The sequence below is a fragment of the Cupriavidus sp. OV096 genome, from assembly GCF_900115455.1.
Classification (GTDB): Bacteria; Pseudomonadota; Gammaproteobacteria; order Burkholderiales; family Burkholderiaceae; genus Cupriavidus.
The window spans coordinates 358,822-374,311 of sequence record NZ_FOWM01000005.1 but is presented as its reverse complement, the minus strand read 5'-3'; the positions used below and the strand labels follow the sequence as shown (position 1 = coordinate 374,311).

General features: G+C 68.1%; 13 protein-coding genes. 7 read left to right on the top strand and 6 right to left on the bottom strand.

All coding sequences use genetic code 11. The features are described 5' to 3' along the window. Positions 1-2: 2 nt before the first annotated feature. Positions 3-1,268, bottom strand: a complete 1,266-nt coding sequence (locus BM115_RS14660) for an efflux RND transporter periplasmic adaptor subunit (protein ID WP_092295002.1) — start codon at positions 1,266-1,268, stop codon at positions 3-5. 181 nt (positions 1,269-1,449) lie between these two features. Then, the gene (locus BM115_RS14655; RefSeq protein ID WP_092295001.1) at positions 1,450-2,367 is read right to left on the bottom strand and encodes an alpha/beta hydrolase; all 918 of its coding nucleotides are present in this window, start codon (positions 2,365-2,367) and stop codon (positions 1,450-1,452) included. 383 nt (positions 2,368-2,750) lie between these two features. Between BM115_RS14655 and BM115_RS14650 the strand changes: the two genes are divergently transcribed. Next, complete coding sequence (locus tag BM115_RS14650; protein WP_092294999.1) at positions 2,751-3,677, top strand: LysR family transcriptional regulator; 927 nt, start codon at positions 2,751-2,753, stop codon at positions 3,675-3,677. Positions 3,678-3,845: 168 nt separating this feature from the next. Further along, positions 3,846-5,738, top strand: coding sequence for a lactonase family protein (locus BM115_RS14645; protein ID WP_092294997.1), 1,893 nt, complete (start codon positions 3,846-3,848; stop codon positions 5,736-5,738). 94 nt (positions 5,739-5,832) lie between these two features. On the opposite strand, the gene BM115_RS27560 is transcribed toward BM115_RS14645, so the two are convergent. Both BM115_RS27560 and BM115_RS14635 read right to left on the bottom strand, forming a co-directional pair. Further along, positions 5,833-6,243: a rubredoxin gene (locus tag BM115_RS27560; protein WP_092294995.1), complete on the bottom strand. Its 411-nt coding sequence runs from the start codon at positions 6,241-6,243 to the stop codon at positions 5,833-5,835. Positions 6,244-6,324: 81 nt separating this feature from the next. After that, positions 6,325-7,431 (bottom strand): NADH:flavin oxidoreductase/NADH oxidase, encoded by a 1,107-nt coding sequence (locus BM115_RS14635; protein WP_092294994.1) that lies wholly within the window; start codon positions 7,429-7,431, stop codon positions 6,325-6,327. Positions 7,432-7,539: 108 nt separating this feature from the next. Between BM115_RS14635 and BM115_RS14630 the strand changes: the two genes are divergently transcribed. The 4 genes from BM115_RS14630 (at position 7,540) to paoC (ending at position 12,445) form a co-directional block, all read left to right on the top strand. Then, positions 7,540-8,454 (top strand): LysR family transcriptional regulator, encoded by a 915-nt coding sequence (locus BM115_RS14630; RefSeq protein ID WP_369823431.1) that lies wholly within the window; start codon positions 7,540-7,542, stop codon positions 8,452-8,454. 134 nt (positions 8,455-8,588) lie between these two features. Further along, complete coding sequence (gene paoA, locus BM115_RS14625; RefSeq protein WP_092294992.1) at positions 8,589-9,257, top strand: aldehyde dehydrogenase iron-sulfur subunit PaoA; 669 nt, start codon at positions 8,589-8,591, stop codon at positions 9,255-9,257. Next, entirely contained in the window at positions 9,254-10,204 is a 951-nt protein-coding gene (locus tag BM115_RS14620) for an FAD binding domain-containing protein (protein ID WP_092294990.1), read from the top strand. The genes paoA and BM115_RS14620 overlap by 4 nt, the downstream gene beginning before the upstream one ends. A gap of 24 nt (positions 10,205-10,228) precedes the next feature. Then, positions 10,229-12,445, top strand: a complete 2,217-nt coding sequence (gene paoC, locus BM115_RS14615; RefSeq protein WP_092294989.1) for an aldehyde oxidoreductase molybdenum-binding subunit PaoC — start codon at positions 10,229-10,231, stop codon at positions 12,443-12,445. Between the two features lie 20 nt (positions 12,446-12,465). Here the strand turns inward: paoC and BM115_RS14610 are convergent, their stop codons facing one another. Continuing rightward, positions 12,466-12,741 carry a YcgL domain-containing protein gene (locus BM115_RS14610; protein ID WP_143093896.1) on the bottom strand — a complete coding sequence of 92 codons (276 nt, stop codon included), beginning with the start codon at positions 12,739-12,741 and terminating at the stop codon, positions 12,466-12,468. A 101-nt stretch (positions 12,742-12,842) separates the two neighbouring features. Beyond that, positions 12,843-14,051 carry an NAD(P)/FAD-dependent oxidoreductase gene (locus tag BM115_RS14605; protein WP_177219921.1) on the bottom strand — a complete coding sequence of 403 codons (1,209 nt, stop codon included), beginning with the start codon at positions 14,049-14,051 and terminating at the stop codon, positions 12,843-12,845. A 277-nt stretch (positions 14,052-14,328) separates the two neighbouring features. Between BM115_RS14605 and BM115_RS14600 the strand changes: the two genes are divergently transcribed. Beyond that, a complete protein-coding gene (locus BM115_RS14600) occupies positions 14,329-15,366 on the top strand; it encodes an ABC transporter substrate-binding protein (RefSeq protein WP_092294983.1) in 1,038 nt (345 codons plus the stop codon). The last annotated feature ends 124 nt before the right edge of the window (positions 15,367-15,490 follow it).

Genomic DNA, 15,490 nt, shown 5'->3' with positions numbered 1-15,490 from the left:
GCTCAGCTCACGGTCTTGGCCGCTGCGGCTTCGGCAGGCTTGTCGGCCTGGCCCGCCTTGTCCTCGGCAGCCTGCTTGCGGTCCGGCGTGGTGCCACGCGGTTCGAGTTCGCTGCGATAGGCCATGGCCACCGGCTTCGGCGCCACGGTATCGCCCGGACGCACGCGCATCAGGCCATTCACGACGATGTTCTCGCCCGGCTGCAGACCCTTGCGGATCACGCGCAGCCCTTCGAACGACGGCCCGAGGTTCACCTCGCGGTAGACCAGCTTGTTGGCCTTGTCCACCACCAGCACGAACTTCTTGCCCTGGTCCGTGCCGATGGCGCGGTCGTTGATCAGCACCGCCGGGTGCGGCGTGCCGCCGCCGAGCTTGACCTTGGCATAGAGGCCCGGCAGCAGGCGGCCGTCGGCGTTGTCGAACACCGCGCGCACGCGGATGGTGCCGCTGCGCGTATCGAGGCGGTTGTCCACCGAGTGGATCTTGCCCTTGTGCGGGTAGTCGTCCTCGTTGGCCAGGCCGACGAACACCGGCAGGTCGTTCTTGCCGCCGCCGGCGCCCGGCGCCGTGTAGCGCAGGTAGCTCTGCTCGTCCACGTCGAAGCTCGCGTACACCGGCGAGACCGACACCACCGTGGTCAGCGGCGGCGAAGCCGCACCCGCCGCCACGAGGTTGCCCACCGTGATTTCCGCACGCGACACCTTGCCCGAAACCGGTGCAACGATGCGCGTGTAGCTCAGGTTCAGGCGCGCCACTTCCAGCGCAGCCTGCGCGCCACGCACGTCGGCGGTGGTCTCGCTGGCAGCGTTGATGCGCTCGTCGAACTCGCGCTTCGAAATGGCGTTGTCATCCAGCAGGCGCTGGGCGCGTACCTTTTCGCTCTGCGCGTGGCTGGCGCGCACCTGGGCCGCGTTCAGCGCGGCGTCGGCACGGGCCACTTCGGCCGCATAGGGACGCGGGTCGATCGTGAACAGCGGATCGCCCTTCTTCACGATGGAGCCTTCGCGGAAATGCACCGTGTCGATGGTGCCGGAGACGCGCGGACGAATCTCCACGCGGTCCACGGCCTCGATGCGGCCCGAGAATTCATCCCATTCGGTGATGGTCTGCCCCACAGCCGCCGCCACTTCCACCGCAGGGGCGGACGGTGCCGGGTTGGCCTGTGCTTCCCCGCCGTGCCAGGGACGCAGAACCGAGGTCGCCACGCCGGCGCCCAGGATTGCCACGATGGCAATGGCGATCAGCGTGCGTCGAGACTGATGATTCATTTTTCTTCACTCCGTGTTCGTCGGGTTTTCTTCAACTGGAAAAGCAAAAGGCCGAACGCCCCCCGCCGGGCTGGAAGGCCCGGAAAAATGGGAAACAAGGGTTCGTCCCCGCCTGGATGGACGGGGCTATGCCACTACCGCTGCCAGCCTCGAAGGGCGCTGGCTAACTTGCTCCGGTCGCTCAGGCTCCTTGAGCGCCGGGCCGGCGTTCGGCCGGTGATGAGGTATCGTCGGTTTGCGCAAAACACTCGCGCAAGAACCGCGCACCTTCGTTGACCCATGCCTGGCACTGCTCATGGGATTCTTCCACCCCGTCGCCACAGGCGCCGGGCATGATCAGGGTGCGGGCCGGAATGCCCGCCTTGACGAGTTTTGCCGCGAAGGCTTCGCCCTCGGCGCGCAACGCATCTTTCTCGGCCACCTGCACCAGCGTGGACGGCAGCCCCACCAGGCGCGATGCCATGGCCGGTGCCGCATACGGGTGCACGCTGGCGGCCGGCGTGGGCAGGTAATCACGATAGTTGCAGGCCAGGCGGCGCAGCATCTCCATCGGCACCTGGCCGGTCGTGCACATCGACGCGTGCTGGAGGCACGGGTCCGTTACGGGGCGGATCAGCCATTGCCCGGCGGGCTGCGGCAGGCCGCGGTCACGCAGCATCTGCGCCAGCGCAATCGCGAGATTGCCGCCGGCTTCCTCGCCGACCAGCGCGAAGCGCAGCTTGTCCACCTTCAGCTTCTTGGCGTGCTTGAGCACCCAGACCGCCGTATTCACCGCATCTTCCGGCGCGGCCGGAAACGGATGGTCGGGCGCCAGCGAATACGCCGGCGTCACCACCACGGCCGGGACCGACTTCGCCAGATCCCGCGCCAATGCCTGTGCCGCTTCCACGCCACCTTCGACAAAACCGCCCGCGTGCAGGTACACCAGCCACGGCAGCAACTCGGTGCTGCCCGCCGCCGGTGCATACCCGGCGGGATAGGCCACGCAGACCTTGATCTCGCGGTCGCCGCTCGCCACCATGTATTGCTCAGCGCGCGCTTCTCCCTTGCCTGCAGCCGGTTTCACGGCGGGGGTGATGGGATTCACGGTCTTTGACATGGTGGTTACGACGCCTGCACGGGCCGTCGATACTGTGTTGCGATGCAACGAATTATGGTGATTGACCCGATTGGGATAAAGCTGGAGATTGCCAACGCACTGTTTCTGGAGTGGAATAATCGCCAGAGTGTTGCGAGAAGTGAAACCACACGCTTGGCAAGGACACCGGAAATGTGATTCACTCCGGTCCTCGGTGCACGCACGGTTGGGGAACCGCGCCCGCCACCGAGCCCCCAGACCTCCACCCATCCCCGCTCCGGCCGCCACTGGCGGACCGCCGGCAGCAAACCCAGGGCACGCACTTGACATGCGCGACCCCACTCCCGCCAGACACCATCCTTCGGAACGTAGCCCCCGGTCTCACCCCTTTCGGAAGCAACATCATGGATCGTCTTGTCTCTATGCAGGCATTCACTCGGGTGGTGGATGTCGGCAGCTTTGCGCGCGCGGCGGAGTCCCTGGACCTGCCAAAAGCCACGCTCACCCGCCTGATCCAGAACCTGGAGACCCATCTCGGCGTCAAGCTGCTGCACCGGACCACGCGGCGCATCAGCGTGACCACGGACGGCGCCGCCTATTACGAACGCTGCGTGCGCATTCTCGCGGACGTGGAGGAAGCTGAACAGTCACTGACGCGCCACAACAACTCGCCACGGGGCACGCTGTGCGTAGATACCACGGCGGCTCTCGCGCGGATGGTGCTGATTCCCCACCTGCACGATTTCTACAATGCCTACCCGGAACTGAAGCTCGAGCTGACCATCAACGGCAAGCCGATCGATCTGCTCCAGGAAGGCGTGGACTTGGTGCTGCGCGTGGGCTCGCTGGATGAGGCGATGGTGGCGCGGCGCCTGGGCCAGGTCAAACTGGCGTTCTTTGCCTCGCCGATCTACCTGCGGCGTTTTGGCACACCCGCCGACCTGACCGAGCTGGCGCAGCACAAGGCCATCAACTATCTGTCCAACCGGCACGGCCGCGAAATGCCGTGGACGTTGTCACGCGGCGGCGAGAGCAGCGAGATCCTGCTGCCCTCGGCCATCTCCACCAACGACGCCGATGTCTACATCGGCTGCGCGCTGGAAGGCCACGGCATCGCCCAGATTTCGCGGGCAATGGCGGAGCCCTACGTCCAGAGCGGCCGGCTGGTCGAGGTCATGGGTGACTGGCAGACCGAGGAATTACCGATTTCGGCGATGTACCCGCAGAACCGCCACCTGTCGGCGAAAGTGCGGGTCTTCGTGAACTGGGCGGCCGACCTGTTCTCCCGGCATCCGCACTTCGGCGTGGCGCCGCAGCAACTGGCGGCGTAGGCCTTGCCAGACCGGTCCGCAAACCCCTTGCACCGCTGTGCAAGGGGTTTTTTCATTTCAGCGTCCAACACGAAGCGGGGATGGATCGCGCCGTATTGATTCACGCCGGTTTTCTTGCTACGTTTCTGTCGCTTGACTTATCAACAATAATCACAAACGGGTCCAATCATGAGCCATCTCCTGCGCTGGCGCCACGCCGCGCGGCCTTTGCGCGTACAAGCCGCCTTTCTGCCATGCCTCGCGCTGTTCACCGCCCTGCTGTTGGGCGGATGCGCGGCGGACGAATCCACCGAGGCACCGGCAGTGCCCACGGCGCCCACGGTGCCGGCAACCCCCGGCCCGTACGCCATCGGCGGCACCCTCGCCGGCCTCGCCGCCGGCAGCCAGCTGGTGCTTCAAAACAACGGGCGGGATGCGCTGACGCTGACCGCCGACGGCAGCTTTACCTTCGCCACGCCCGTGGCCCACAACGGCGGCTACGCGGTCACCATCGCCCAACAGCCGGCCGGACAGGTCTGCTCGGTGGCAGGCGGCGCCGGGGCCGGTGTGACCGCAGCGGTCACAAATATCGCCGTGGTCTGTGCCACCACTCGCTTCACCGTCGGTGGCAAGGTCAGCGGACTGGCTGGCGGGCAGTCGGTCGTCCTGCACAACAATGGCGCGGATACCCTGACCCTGAGCGCGAATGGCACGTTCAGCTTTCCGACACCCGTGCCCTACAACGGCAGCTACCTCGTAACGGTATCCGCCCAGCCGGCCGACCAGACCTGCACCGTGAATGGGCACCAAGGCAGCGCGGTCATCGCGGACATTGCCTCGGTGGACGTGGTTTGCGCCACGACCACATACAGTGTGGGCGGCACCGTGGCGGGTCTGTCGAGCCAGGTCACCCTGGCCAACAACGGCACGGACTTCCTCACGATTTCCGAGAACGGCGGATTCACCATGCCGACCGCCCTTCCGACGGGCGGCACCTTCAATGTCACCATCAACACCCTGCCACTCGGGCAGACCTGTACCGTGGTGAACAGCTCCGGCACGGTGGCCGCCGCCAACGTCACGAATATCGCAGTGATCTGCACCTCGCAGCCGATTGGCACCCTCTACATGCCGGCCGCCTTCGCCACGCGGACGGACGTCTACAGCGTGATGTCGGACGGCCAGCTTGTCATTTCCGGCAATGCCTATGGCTACAGCGGGGATCCGATCGCCATGGCCTATGACGACAGCTTGAGAACGCTGTACTTTTCGACGACGAGCGGATGGACGTACAAGTTCGACGTGGCCGCGGACGGCACGTGGATCAGCAGCGCGGGGAACTGGGCCTACGGCGGCACGCCCACCAGCCTGTTGCGCGACCCCCTCGGACGGTTCCTCTTCGTGGGAAGTGACGTATTCAACATCCGCACCGCCACTCTCGATGTCCTCGGCAACATGACGACCCCGACGACCCCGATTGGGACGACCTTCCGGCCCGATAGGATGGTCGCTACGCCCGATGGCCAGTACCTGATTGCCAGCTCGTCCGCCACACCGGGGTTCGACGTCTTTGCGATCGCCCCGGATGGCTCGCTGACCTCCAGCAGCCATCTCGCCCTGGCTGTGGCGCCGTCAGCGCTGGCGATGCATCCTTCCAACAGCTATCTGTATGTGGCGGACCCCATCAATAACCGAATCATGGAGTATCGCGTCGACGGTGCAGGCAATGTGACGCCCCTGCCGGCCGTGCTCATTGCCACCGACGGGCAGCCACAGCACCTCAGCATCGACCCTTCGGGCCGCTACCTGTACGCCACGAGCCCGGCATCCGGCAGGATCTCGCAGTACACGATCGCCGCCGATGGCACGCTGGTGGCGATGCCCCAGCCCACCGTTGCCGCGGGCACCCTTCCCGGCGCGCCGACGATCGACCCGACCGGGCGCTTCCTTTATGTGCCGAATGCCAGCAGCCTCGAAATCCGCCAGTACGTTATCGGCGTGACCGGTGCGCTGACGCCGCTGACGCCCGCAACCGTGTCGATCCTGGCCGCGCCGACACTGCTGTACAGCGTGCCGTGGTAGGCGCCACCGCCTGAGGGGAAAAGCCAAAAAAAAACAGGGCGGGGATGCACTCCCGCCCTGTTTTTCATTTCAGGTACTAATCAGCTCGGACCGCTCAGAACTCCACCATCGCGAAGTCTTCCTTGCCCACGTCGCACTCGGGGCAGCGCCAGTCGTCCGGAATGTCTTCCCAGCGCGTGCCGGGCGCGATGCCGTCCTCGGGCAGGCCGGCCGCTTCGTCGTAGACCCAGCCGCAGATGATGCACACCCATTGCTTGAATTCCGCTTCGGGGGCCGCTGGCTTCCCGGCGCTGGCGGGGGCGTCCTGGCTGGTTTCGGGGTCATCGAGACTGAAGACCAGCGGCGCGGCCGTGGCGCTCGCCAGATCGGCCATGTGACCCTGGAGCCTCGCCATCAGCGCCTGGGTCTCCTCCAGCGTGAAGTCGATCCAGAACGGATCACCAGCGCCATCGTTCAGGCGTTGCGGGGAAAACTGAAGTTCTAGGACGGAGCCTTTCTTGTACATGCGTCGATCGGGTTGAGGGCGGCAAAGGCGCCTAGATGGGGATGATCGGCGGCGCTTCAAGCCGCGCCGCCGGGATCCGCCTTACTGCTGCACCCGGTAGCGCTCGAGCCAGTGCGCATACGGCGCCGGCAGCACCCACGACGGGCGTTCCACGTTCAGCGCCATGGCCGCCTGATAGGGCCAGTGCGGGTTGGACAGCAGCGCGCGACCCACCATGACGAGGTCGATCTGGCCATCGGCAACGGTCTGGTTGGCAATGGCCGGATTGTCGATGCCCCACGACGCCGCCACCGGCAGGCCGGCCTCGCGGCGCACGCGCTCGGCCACCGGGGCCAGGAAGGCCGGGCCCCACGGGATCTGCGCGTCGGGGATGGTGAAGCCGACGCTGACATTGAGCATGTCGAGCCCGCCCTCGCGCATCGCACGGGTCAGCTGGATCGATTCGTCGAGCGTGCGAGCGTCGTCGCCGTCATATTCGATCACGCCAAAGCGCGCGGTCAGCGGCAGGTTCTTCGGCCAGACTTCGCGCACGGCGGCCAGCGTTTCCAGCAGGAAGCGGCTGCGGCCGGCCACGTCGCCGCCATAGCCATCGGTACGCTGGTTGGCGTGGCGCGAGAAGAAGCTCTGGGCGAGGTAGCCGTGCGCGAAGTGCAGCTCAAGCCACTGGAAGCCAGCTTCCAGCGCGCGCTTGGCGGCGGCCACGAAGTCGGCCTGCACGCGGGCGATGTCGTCGAGCGTCATCGCCTTCGGCACCTTGGGCAGGTGGGCGCCGAACGGCACGGCAGACGGGGCGATGGTCGGCCAGCCGCGCGCATCGTCTTCGGCGATATGGTCGTCGCCTTCCCAGGGCCGGTTGGCGCTGGCCTTGCGGCCGGCGTGGGCGATCTGGATGCCGGCCACGGCACCGCCGGCCTTGATCGCGGCGGCAATGCGCGCCATGCCGACCATCTGCTCGTCGTTCCACAGGCCGGTGCAACCCGGGGAGATGCGGCCTTCCGGCGACACCGCCGTGGCCTCGACGATCACCAGGCCCGCACCGCCACGCGCCAGCCCGGTGTAATGCGCCAGATGCCAGTCGTTGGTGACACCGTCGACGGCGCTGTACTGGCACATCGGCGGAATGGCGATGCGGTTGCGCAGCGTGACGTCTTTCAGCGTGAAGGGGGTGAACAAAGCGGCGTCGCTCATCGGATGGCTCCGGGGGTGTTGTCGAGGGTGCCAATCGTAGGCGGGCGCCGCTATAATGAAAACTATCTGGCGATTATCGTCGCAATAAGAGTTTGTTATGGTGAATCGATGATGGTGAACCCGCAATGGCTGAAGTCCTTCGCCACCCTGGCCGAGCTGGGCAACTTCACGCGCACGGCAGACCGCCTCGGGCTGACCCAGGCCGCCGTCAGTCAACACGTAAGGCATCTCGAAGAGATGTATGGATCACTGCTGATCCGGCGCCCCCGCGCTCTGGAACTGACCCCGGCGGGCGCGGCGCTGCTCGAATACTGCGCCGAGGTGAACCAGGCGCATGAGCGGCTGGCCTCGCGGCTTTCCGACGCCGATGCCACACAGGGCGAGGTGGCGCTGATCACGCCAGGGAGCATCGGCCTATTTATCTACCCGATGCTGCTGGACCTCCAGCAGGAGCATCCCGGGCTGGCCGTGCGGCACCGCTTCGCGCCCGATACCGAGGTGCTGGAGGCGGTGCTGCACAACCGCTACGAACTCGGCATCGTCACGCTCAAGCCGGACGACACGCGCCTGACGGCCACGCCGTTCATCGAGGAACCGCTGGAACTGGTGATCCCGCCCGACGAGGAAGTCCATAGCTGGGACGACCTCGTGCGCATCGGCTTCATCGACCATGCCGAAGGCCAGGCGATGGCCAACCGGCTGCTGAGTCGGCGCTTTCCCGGCAACCCAGGGGCGTTCCACCTGCCTAGGCGCGGCTTCAGCAACCAGATTGGCATGCTGCACGAGCCGGTGGCGCGGGGGCTCGGCTTCACCGTGGTGCCACGCTTCGCCCGCGAGGCGTGGGAGCGCACCCGCCCGGTCAAGGTGGCCGAATGCGGTCCGCCGGTGGTGGACACGCTGTGGTGGATCCATCGTGCCGAATGGCCCCTGTCGGCACGCGCCACGGGCGTGATCCGGTACCTCCGCCAACGGATCGAGGCGGCCTGCGGCAGCATGGTCTGCCTGCTGCCACCGGAGCTGTGACGGGCGCCGATGGCCTGCATTCATGAGCACAGCTAACAAGTGTATGCAGATTCCTGCGTCTACCCTTTGTGGGCCACGCCTCCTATCATTCCGGTTTGCCTTGCCCGAAAGTCCACAAAACAAGGATGCCCCCCATGGAAGATTTCGGCGACATCAGAATGTCACGGCGTGACCTGCTCAAGGCGGGCGCGGCATCGGCCACCGCAGCGGCCGTGCCAGCCGCCCAGGCGCAGGACAGCCCCACTAATGTAAACACCCCCTCGCCCTCCCCCAACGCCAGCCGCCCGCCCGTGGTGGCCAGCGTCACGCTCGACGTCAATGGGCGCCGCCACACGCTCAAGCTGGACACCCGCACCACGCTGCTCGATGCCCTGCGCGAGCACCTGCACCTCACCGGCACCAAGAAGGGTTGCGACCACGGCCAGTGCGGCGCCTGCACGGTGATGGCGGATGGGCGGCGCATCAACGCCTGCCTGTCGCTGGCCGTGATGCACGACGGGGGCAAGGTCACCACCATCGAGGGCCTGGGCACGCCCAACAGCCTGCATCCGATGCAGGCCGCCTTCGTCAAGCATGACGGCTACCAGTGCGGCTATTGCACGCCGGGGCAGATCTGCTCCGCCGTGGCTGTGCTCGACGAGATCCGCCAGGGCATTCCCAGCCATGTCAGCGCCGACCTCAACGCGCGGCCCCAGATGACCGTGGTGGAGTTCCGCGAGCGCATGAGCGGCAATATCTGCCGCTGCGGCGCCTACGCCAACATCGCCGACGCCATGACCGAAGTGGCCGGGAGGCAGGCATGAATCCCTTCAGCTACGAACGCGCCAAGACCCCGGCGGAGGCCGCCGCAGCCGCCGCGCGCACGCCGGGTAGCCGCTTTATTGCGGGCGGGACCAACCTGCTCGACCTGATGAAGCTCGGCATCGAGTCCCCCTCGCACCTGATCGACGTGAACGGCCTGCGGCTCGACAAGATCGAGCCCACCGCCGAGGGCGGCCTGCGCGTGGGCGCGCTGGTGCGCAATACCGACCTGGCCGCCGATACCCGCGTGCGGCGCGACTACGGCGTACTGTCCCGCGCGCTGCTGGCCGGCGCCTCGGGCCAGTTGCGCAACAAGGCCACCACGGCCGGTAACCTGCTGCAACGCACCCGCTGCCCCTACTTCTACGACACCAACCTGCCGTGCAACAAGCGCACGCCGGGCAGCGGCTGCTCGGCCATCGGCGGCGTCACGCGCCAGCACGCGGTGATCGGCGTGAGCGAGGCGTGCATCGCCACCCATCCGAGCGATATGGCCGTGGCCATGCGCCTGCTCGACGCCTCCGTGGAAACCGTCCAGCCGAATGGCGCCGCGCGCGTCATCCCGATTGCCGATTTCCATCGCCTGCCTGGCAACACGCCGCATATCGAGACCGCGCTGCTGCCCGGCGAGCTGATCACGGCCGTCACGTTGCCGCGTCCGCTCGGCGGCGTGCACGCCTACCGCAAGGTGCGTGACCGGGCCTCGTACGCGTTCGCGCTGGTCTCGGTGGCTACCATCGTCCAGCGCGACGGCACCGGCCGCGTGGCGCTGGGCGGCGTGGCGCACAAGCCGTGGCGCGTGGAAGCCGCCGAGGCGGACCTGCCGCGCGGCGCGCGCGCCGTCACCCAGCGCCTGCTGGAAGGCGCCACGCCCACGCCCGAGAACACCTTCAAGGTGGCGCTGACCGAGCGCACGCTCGGCGCTGTGCTGCTGCAGGCCAAGCGCTGACCGAACGGAAACAAGGACGCTCCGATGAAATTCGACACGCCCGCCACCACCAATCCGATCGACCAGCTCAAGGTGGTCGGCCAGCCGCTCAACCGCATCGACGGCCCGCTCAAGACCACCGGCGTCGCCCGCTACGCCTATGAATGGCACGACGTTGCCCGCAACGCCGCCTATGGCTACGTGGTGGGCGCCGGCATCGCCAAGGGCCGCATCGCCGGCATCGACACCGACGCCGCGCACCGCGCGCCGGGCGTGCTGGCCATCGTCACCGCCGCCAACGCCGGCACGCTCGGCAAGGGCCGCTTCAATAACGCGCGGCTGCTGGGCGGCCCGGAGGTGCAGCACTACCATCAGGCCATCGCGCTGGTCGTGGCCGAGACCTTCGAGCAGGCACGCGCCGCCGCGCAGCTGGTGCGGGTGCGCTATGAACGCGAGCGCGGCAGCTTCGACCTCGCCGCCTCACGCGACGGGGCCACGCGCCCGAAGTCCGGCACGCCCGAATCGGCCCGTGGGGATTTCCCCGGCGCCTTCGCGGCGGCCCCGGTGCAGCTGGACGGCACCTACTCCACCCCCGACCAGGCCCACGCGATGATGGAGCCCCATGCGTCGATGGCGAGCTGGACCGGCGACCAGCTCACGGTGTGGACTTCCAACCAGATGATCGACTGGAGCCGGGGCGACCTCGCCCAGACGCTCGGCGTGCCGAAGGACAACGTGCGCCTGATCTCGCCCTTTATCGGCGGCGGCTTCGGCGGCAAGCTGTTCGTGCGCGCCGATGCCGTGCTCGCCGCCCTCGGCGCGCGGGCGGTACACCGGCCCGTGAAGGTGGCACTGACGCGCCCGCTGATCTTCAACAACACGCCGCACCGGCCCGCCACGATCCAGCGCATCCGCCTCGGCGCCGGGCGTGACGGCCGGCTGACCGCCATCGGCCATGAAAGCTGGTCCGGCGACATCGACGGCGTGAAGCCCGAGAACGCGGTGCAGCAGACGCGCCTGCTCTACGCCGGCGCCCATCGCATGACCGCGCTGCGGCTGTCCGCGCTGGACCTGCCGGAAGGCAACGCCATGCGCGCGCCCGGCGAGGCGCCCGGCATGATGGCGCTGGAGATCGCCATGGATGAGATGGCCGGCAAGCTCGGCCTCGATCCGGTGGAATTCCGCGTACGCAATGACACCCAGGTGGACCCGGAGAAGCCCGAGCGCCCGTTCTCGCAGCGGCGTCTGGTCGATTGCCTGCGCATCGGCGCCGAGCGCTTCGGCTGGAAGGGCCGCGCCACGCGCCCCGGCGCGGTGCGCGACGGCCAGTGGCTGGTGGGCATGGGCGTGGCGGCGGCGTTCCGCAACAACCAGGTGGCCAAGTCCGGCGCGCGCGTGCGGCTGGACAAGCGCGGCATGGTGACCGTGGAAACCGACATGACCGACATCGGCACGGGCAGCTACACCATCATCGCCCAGACCGCCGCCGAAATGCTGGGCCTGCCGATCGACAAGGTCATCGTGCGGCTGGGCGACTCGACCTTCCCGGTCTCGTCCGGCTCGGGCGGCCAGTGGGGCGGCAACAGCTCCACCGCCGGCGTCTACGCCGCGTGCGTGAAGCTGCGCGAGGCGATTGCCACGCAGGCCGGTCTTGATGCCGCCACGGCCGTGTTCGAGAACGGCCGGGTCCGCGCCGGCGGCAACAACCCGGGCGGGCGCGCCGTGCCGCTGGCCACCGTGGCCGCGCGCGGCGACATCGTGGCCGAAGACACCATCGAGTTCGGCGACCTCACGCGCCGCTACCAGCAATCCACCTTCGGCGCCCATTTCGTGGAAGTCGGCGTGGATGCGGACACCTGCGAGATCCGCGTGCGCCGCATGCTGGCGGTCTGCGCCGCCGGGCGCATCCTCAACCCGAAGTCGGCCCGCAGCCAGGTGATCGGCGCGATGACGATGGGCGTGGGCGCGGCGCTGATGGAGGAGCTGGCGGTGGACAAGCGGCTGGGCTGCTTCATCAACCACGACCTGGCCGGCTACGAGGTGCCCGTGCATGCGGACATCGGCCCGCAGGAGGTGGTGTTCCTCGACGAAACCGACCCGATGTCCTCGCCGATGAAGGCCAAGGGCGTGGGCGAACTGGGCATCTGCGGCGTGGGGGCCGCCATCGCCAACGCGGTCTTCAACGCCACCGGCGTGCGCGTGCGCGACTACCCGGTCACGCTCGACAAGCTGCTCGGGCGGATGCCCGACCTGTCAGCCTGAGGGCCTGAGGGCCTGAGCCCCTAGTCCCACGGCCGGGGCGCCGACACCGGATGCCGGTGTCGCGCCTCGGCCAGGATGCGGCATTCGTCCACCGCGCAGTAGCCGTCACGCTGCAGCGCACTCCAGACCTCGGTGGCGCTAAGGCCGGTCAGCGGCGTGTGGGGATCGAAATCGCACGACTCCACCCGCTCGGGCGGACCGAGCCAGGCGAGCATGGCGGGCGGGATGTTTTCCAGCGGGTGTGTGTGCGCGACGAAAAGAGCGCGTACACCACGACGATGTATCGAGATCTTCACGACGGTACCCTTCGAGAGGAACGGAACTGTCTAATTTTTAGGATGCCGGTCGGCCGGAGGTCAAGGGCGTCCCTGTATCAAAGTATTAATGCTCCAACGGATTAACGGATTAAAGCATCGGCGATCCGGTCGGCCGTGTTGACCGAGTCGGTCAGCCCCAGGTGGCCGTGGCCCACCGCCAGCCAGAGGCCGGGCTGGCCCTCGGCCGGTCCCACCACGGGCACGGAGTCCGGCATGCAGGGCCGGTGGCCCATCCAGGTGGTGACGTGGGCGTCTTCGAGCCCCTTGAATGTCTCCCGCGCTATACGTTCGAGGATGGCCGCGCGCTTCGGATCGGGCCGCGCCGCCAGCCCGGCGATCTCCACCGTGCCGCCCACGCGCAGCCCGCCCTCCATCGGCGTGACGAAGATCTTGCGATCGGTCAGCACCACGGTGCGCGACACCGCGCCGTGCCGGTTGGTGAACTGCACGTGATAGCCGCGCTGGCTCTCCAGCTGTAGCCGCACGCCCAGCGGGTCCAGCAGCCGGCGCGACCAGGCGCCCGCCGCCACCACCACGTGGTCCGCCGTGTGGCGGCCTTCCGCACCGCTCAGCAGCCATTCCCCGTCCTGCCGGCGCATCCCGCGAATCTCGTCGCGCACGATCCGGCCGCCGCGCGCGACGAAGGCCGCGGCAATCGCCTCCGTGTAGCGCGCCGGGTTGCGGATGGTGGCGTGGTCGGCCAGAAAGACGCCCGCCTGGTAGCGCGGCGCCACGCCGGGCTCGAGCGCCTCGATGCCGGCCCGGTCCAGCCGTTCGAAGCGGAAGCCGAAGCGCTCGCGCAGCTGCCACGCCGCCGCATCCGCCTCAAGCGCGGCAGCATCGGGGTACAGGTGCAGATGGCCGCGCCGCATGAACAGCTCGGGCACGCCGACTTCGCGCGCCAGCGCCTCGTGGCGGTCCCCGGCGTTGGCGTGGAGCGCGGCCAGCGCTGCCGCCGACTCCGCCACGCGCCCCGGCGCGGCCGAGAGGACGAAGCGCGTCAGCCACGCCGCCGCCGTGGGCAGGTAGGCCAGCCGCAGATGGAGCGGACTTTCCGGATCGAACAGCATCTTGGGGAGCGAGGCCAGCACGCCCGGCATGGCCAGCGGCGCCACCGAACTCACGCTGATGGCGCCCGAATTGCCGTAGCTGCACCCCTGCGCGGGGGCGTCCCGGTCGATCAGCGTCACGTCGGCGCCGCGCTTGCGCAGCGCCAGCGCGATACAGCAGCCCACAATGCCGGCGCCCACCACGGCAACCCGTGGCGTCTTGTCAGTCGTCTTCGTCATGGGCCGAAACCTTAGTCGGATAAGGCGCCGCCGGCAAGCCATCGCGCCGATGTTCGCCCAGCCGGGGCGCCGATGCATCGCCAATGCGCCGCCATGGCGCATGGCATGACACATTGCGGTGCGCCACACGGCCCGCCCGGCGCCGGGGCCGTGGCACGGAACCTGCTGAACCGGTGGCCAGGAGAGTAGAAGCGTTCAGCGGCCCGCCTCGCCATGTCGGGCCGCCCGGAAATTGCTCGCCGCGTGTTCCCACACCCATTTTCCGGAGAGCTTTTCCATGCGCCGCCGTTCCTTTCTCCATGCCACCGCCGCCACCGCTGTGTCGTCGCTGATCGCCGCCCCCGCCTTCGTGCGCGCCGCCGGCAGCCTGCAGAAGTTCAAGTTCAACCTCGGCTGGAAGGTCGAGGCGTCCGGCGCCGGCTTCCTGCTGGCCCAGCAGCGCGGCTACTACAAGGACGCCGGGCTCGACGTGGTGATCGACACCGGCAATGGCTCGGCCTCGGCCATCAGCCTCGTGGCGGGCGGCGCCTACGACTGCGCCTCGGCGGATCTGGCCGCTATGCTCGAATTCAACGCCGCCAACCCCGCCGCCGCGCTCAAGGCGGTGGCCATCCAGTACGACCTGAACCCGAACGCCGTGATCGTGCGCAAGGACGGCCCGATCCGCAAGCCGGGCGATCTGGCGGCCAAAACCATCCTCGGCCAGCCGTTCAACGCCTCGCGCAAGCTGTTCCCGGTGTTCGCCAAGGCGCAGGGCTTCGACCCGTCCTCGATCAAATGGGAGAGCGCCACGCCGGATATCGGCGACACCCGCTTCGTCAAGGGTGACTTCGACGCCGTGGCCTACTTCTACTTCACCGGCCTGCTCAACCTCAAGGCGCGCGGCATGGGCCCGGAGAAGCTCAGCGTGTTCCGCTTCTCCGACTACGGCATGAAATCGTACGGCAACGGGTTGGTGGCCAACCCGAAGAGCATGGCCGAGCACCCGGACGCCATGAAGGCCTTCGTCAAGGCCTCCACGCGCGGCTGGATCGAGGCCATGGCCGACCCGCAGGCCGGCGCCGCCGCCGTCAAGGCGCGCGAGCCGCTGGCCGACCAGACGCTGGAATTCGAACGGCTGAAGCTGATTGTCGACGGGTCGATGCGCACCCCCGATACGCTGCGCGACGGTTGGGGCGCCGCCACCCAGGCACGGCTGCAGGCCACCATCGACGAGACGGTCGGCGCGTTCGGGATGAAGCCCGGCCTGACCGTGGCGGATATCTGGACCGGCCAGTTCCTGCCGGCCCCGGCGGAACGCAAGCTCAAGGCGTAAGCCCCGGGGCTCCCCCCAAAGATCAACCGGCTGCGTGCACCACGCGCGGCCGGTCATGCACCCTGTTGGGGCCGATGCCGGCGCCGATGGGGGCTGACCGGCCCCTTGCGCCCCATGTTTGCTC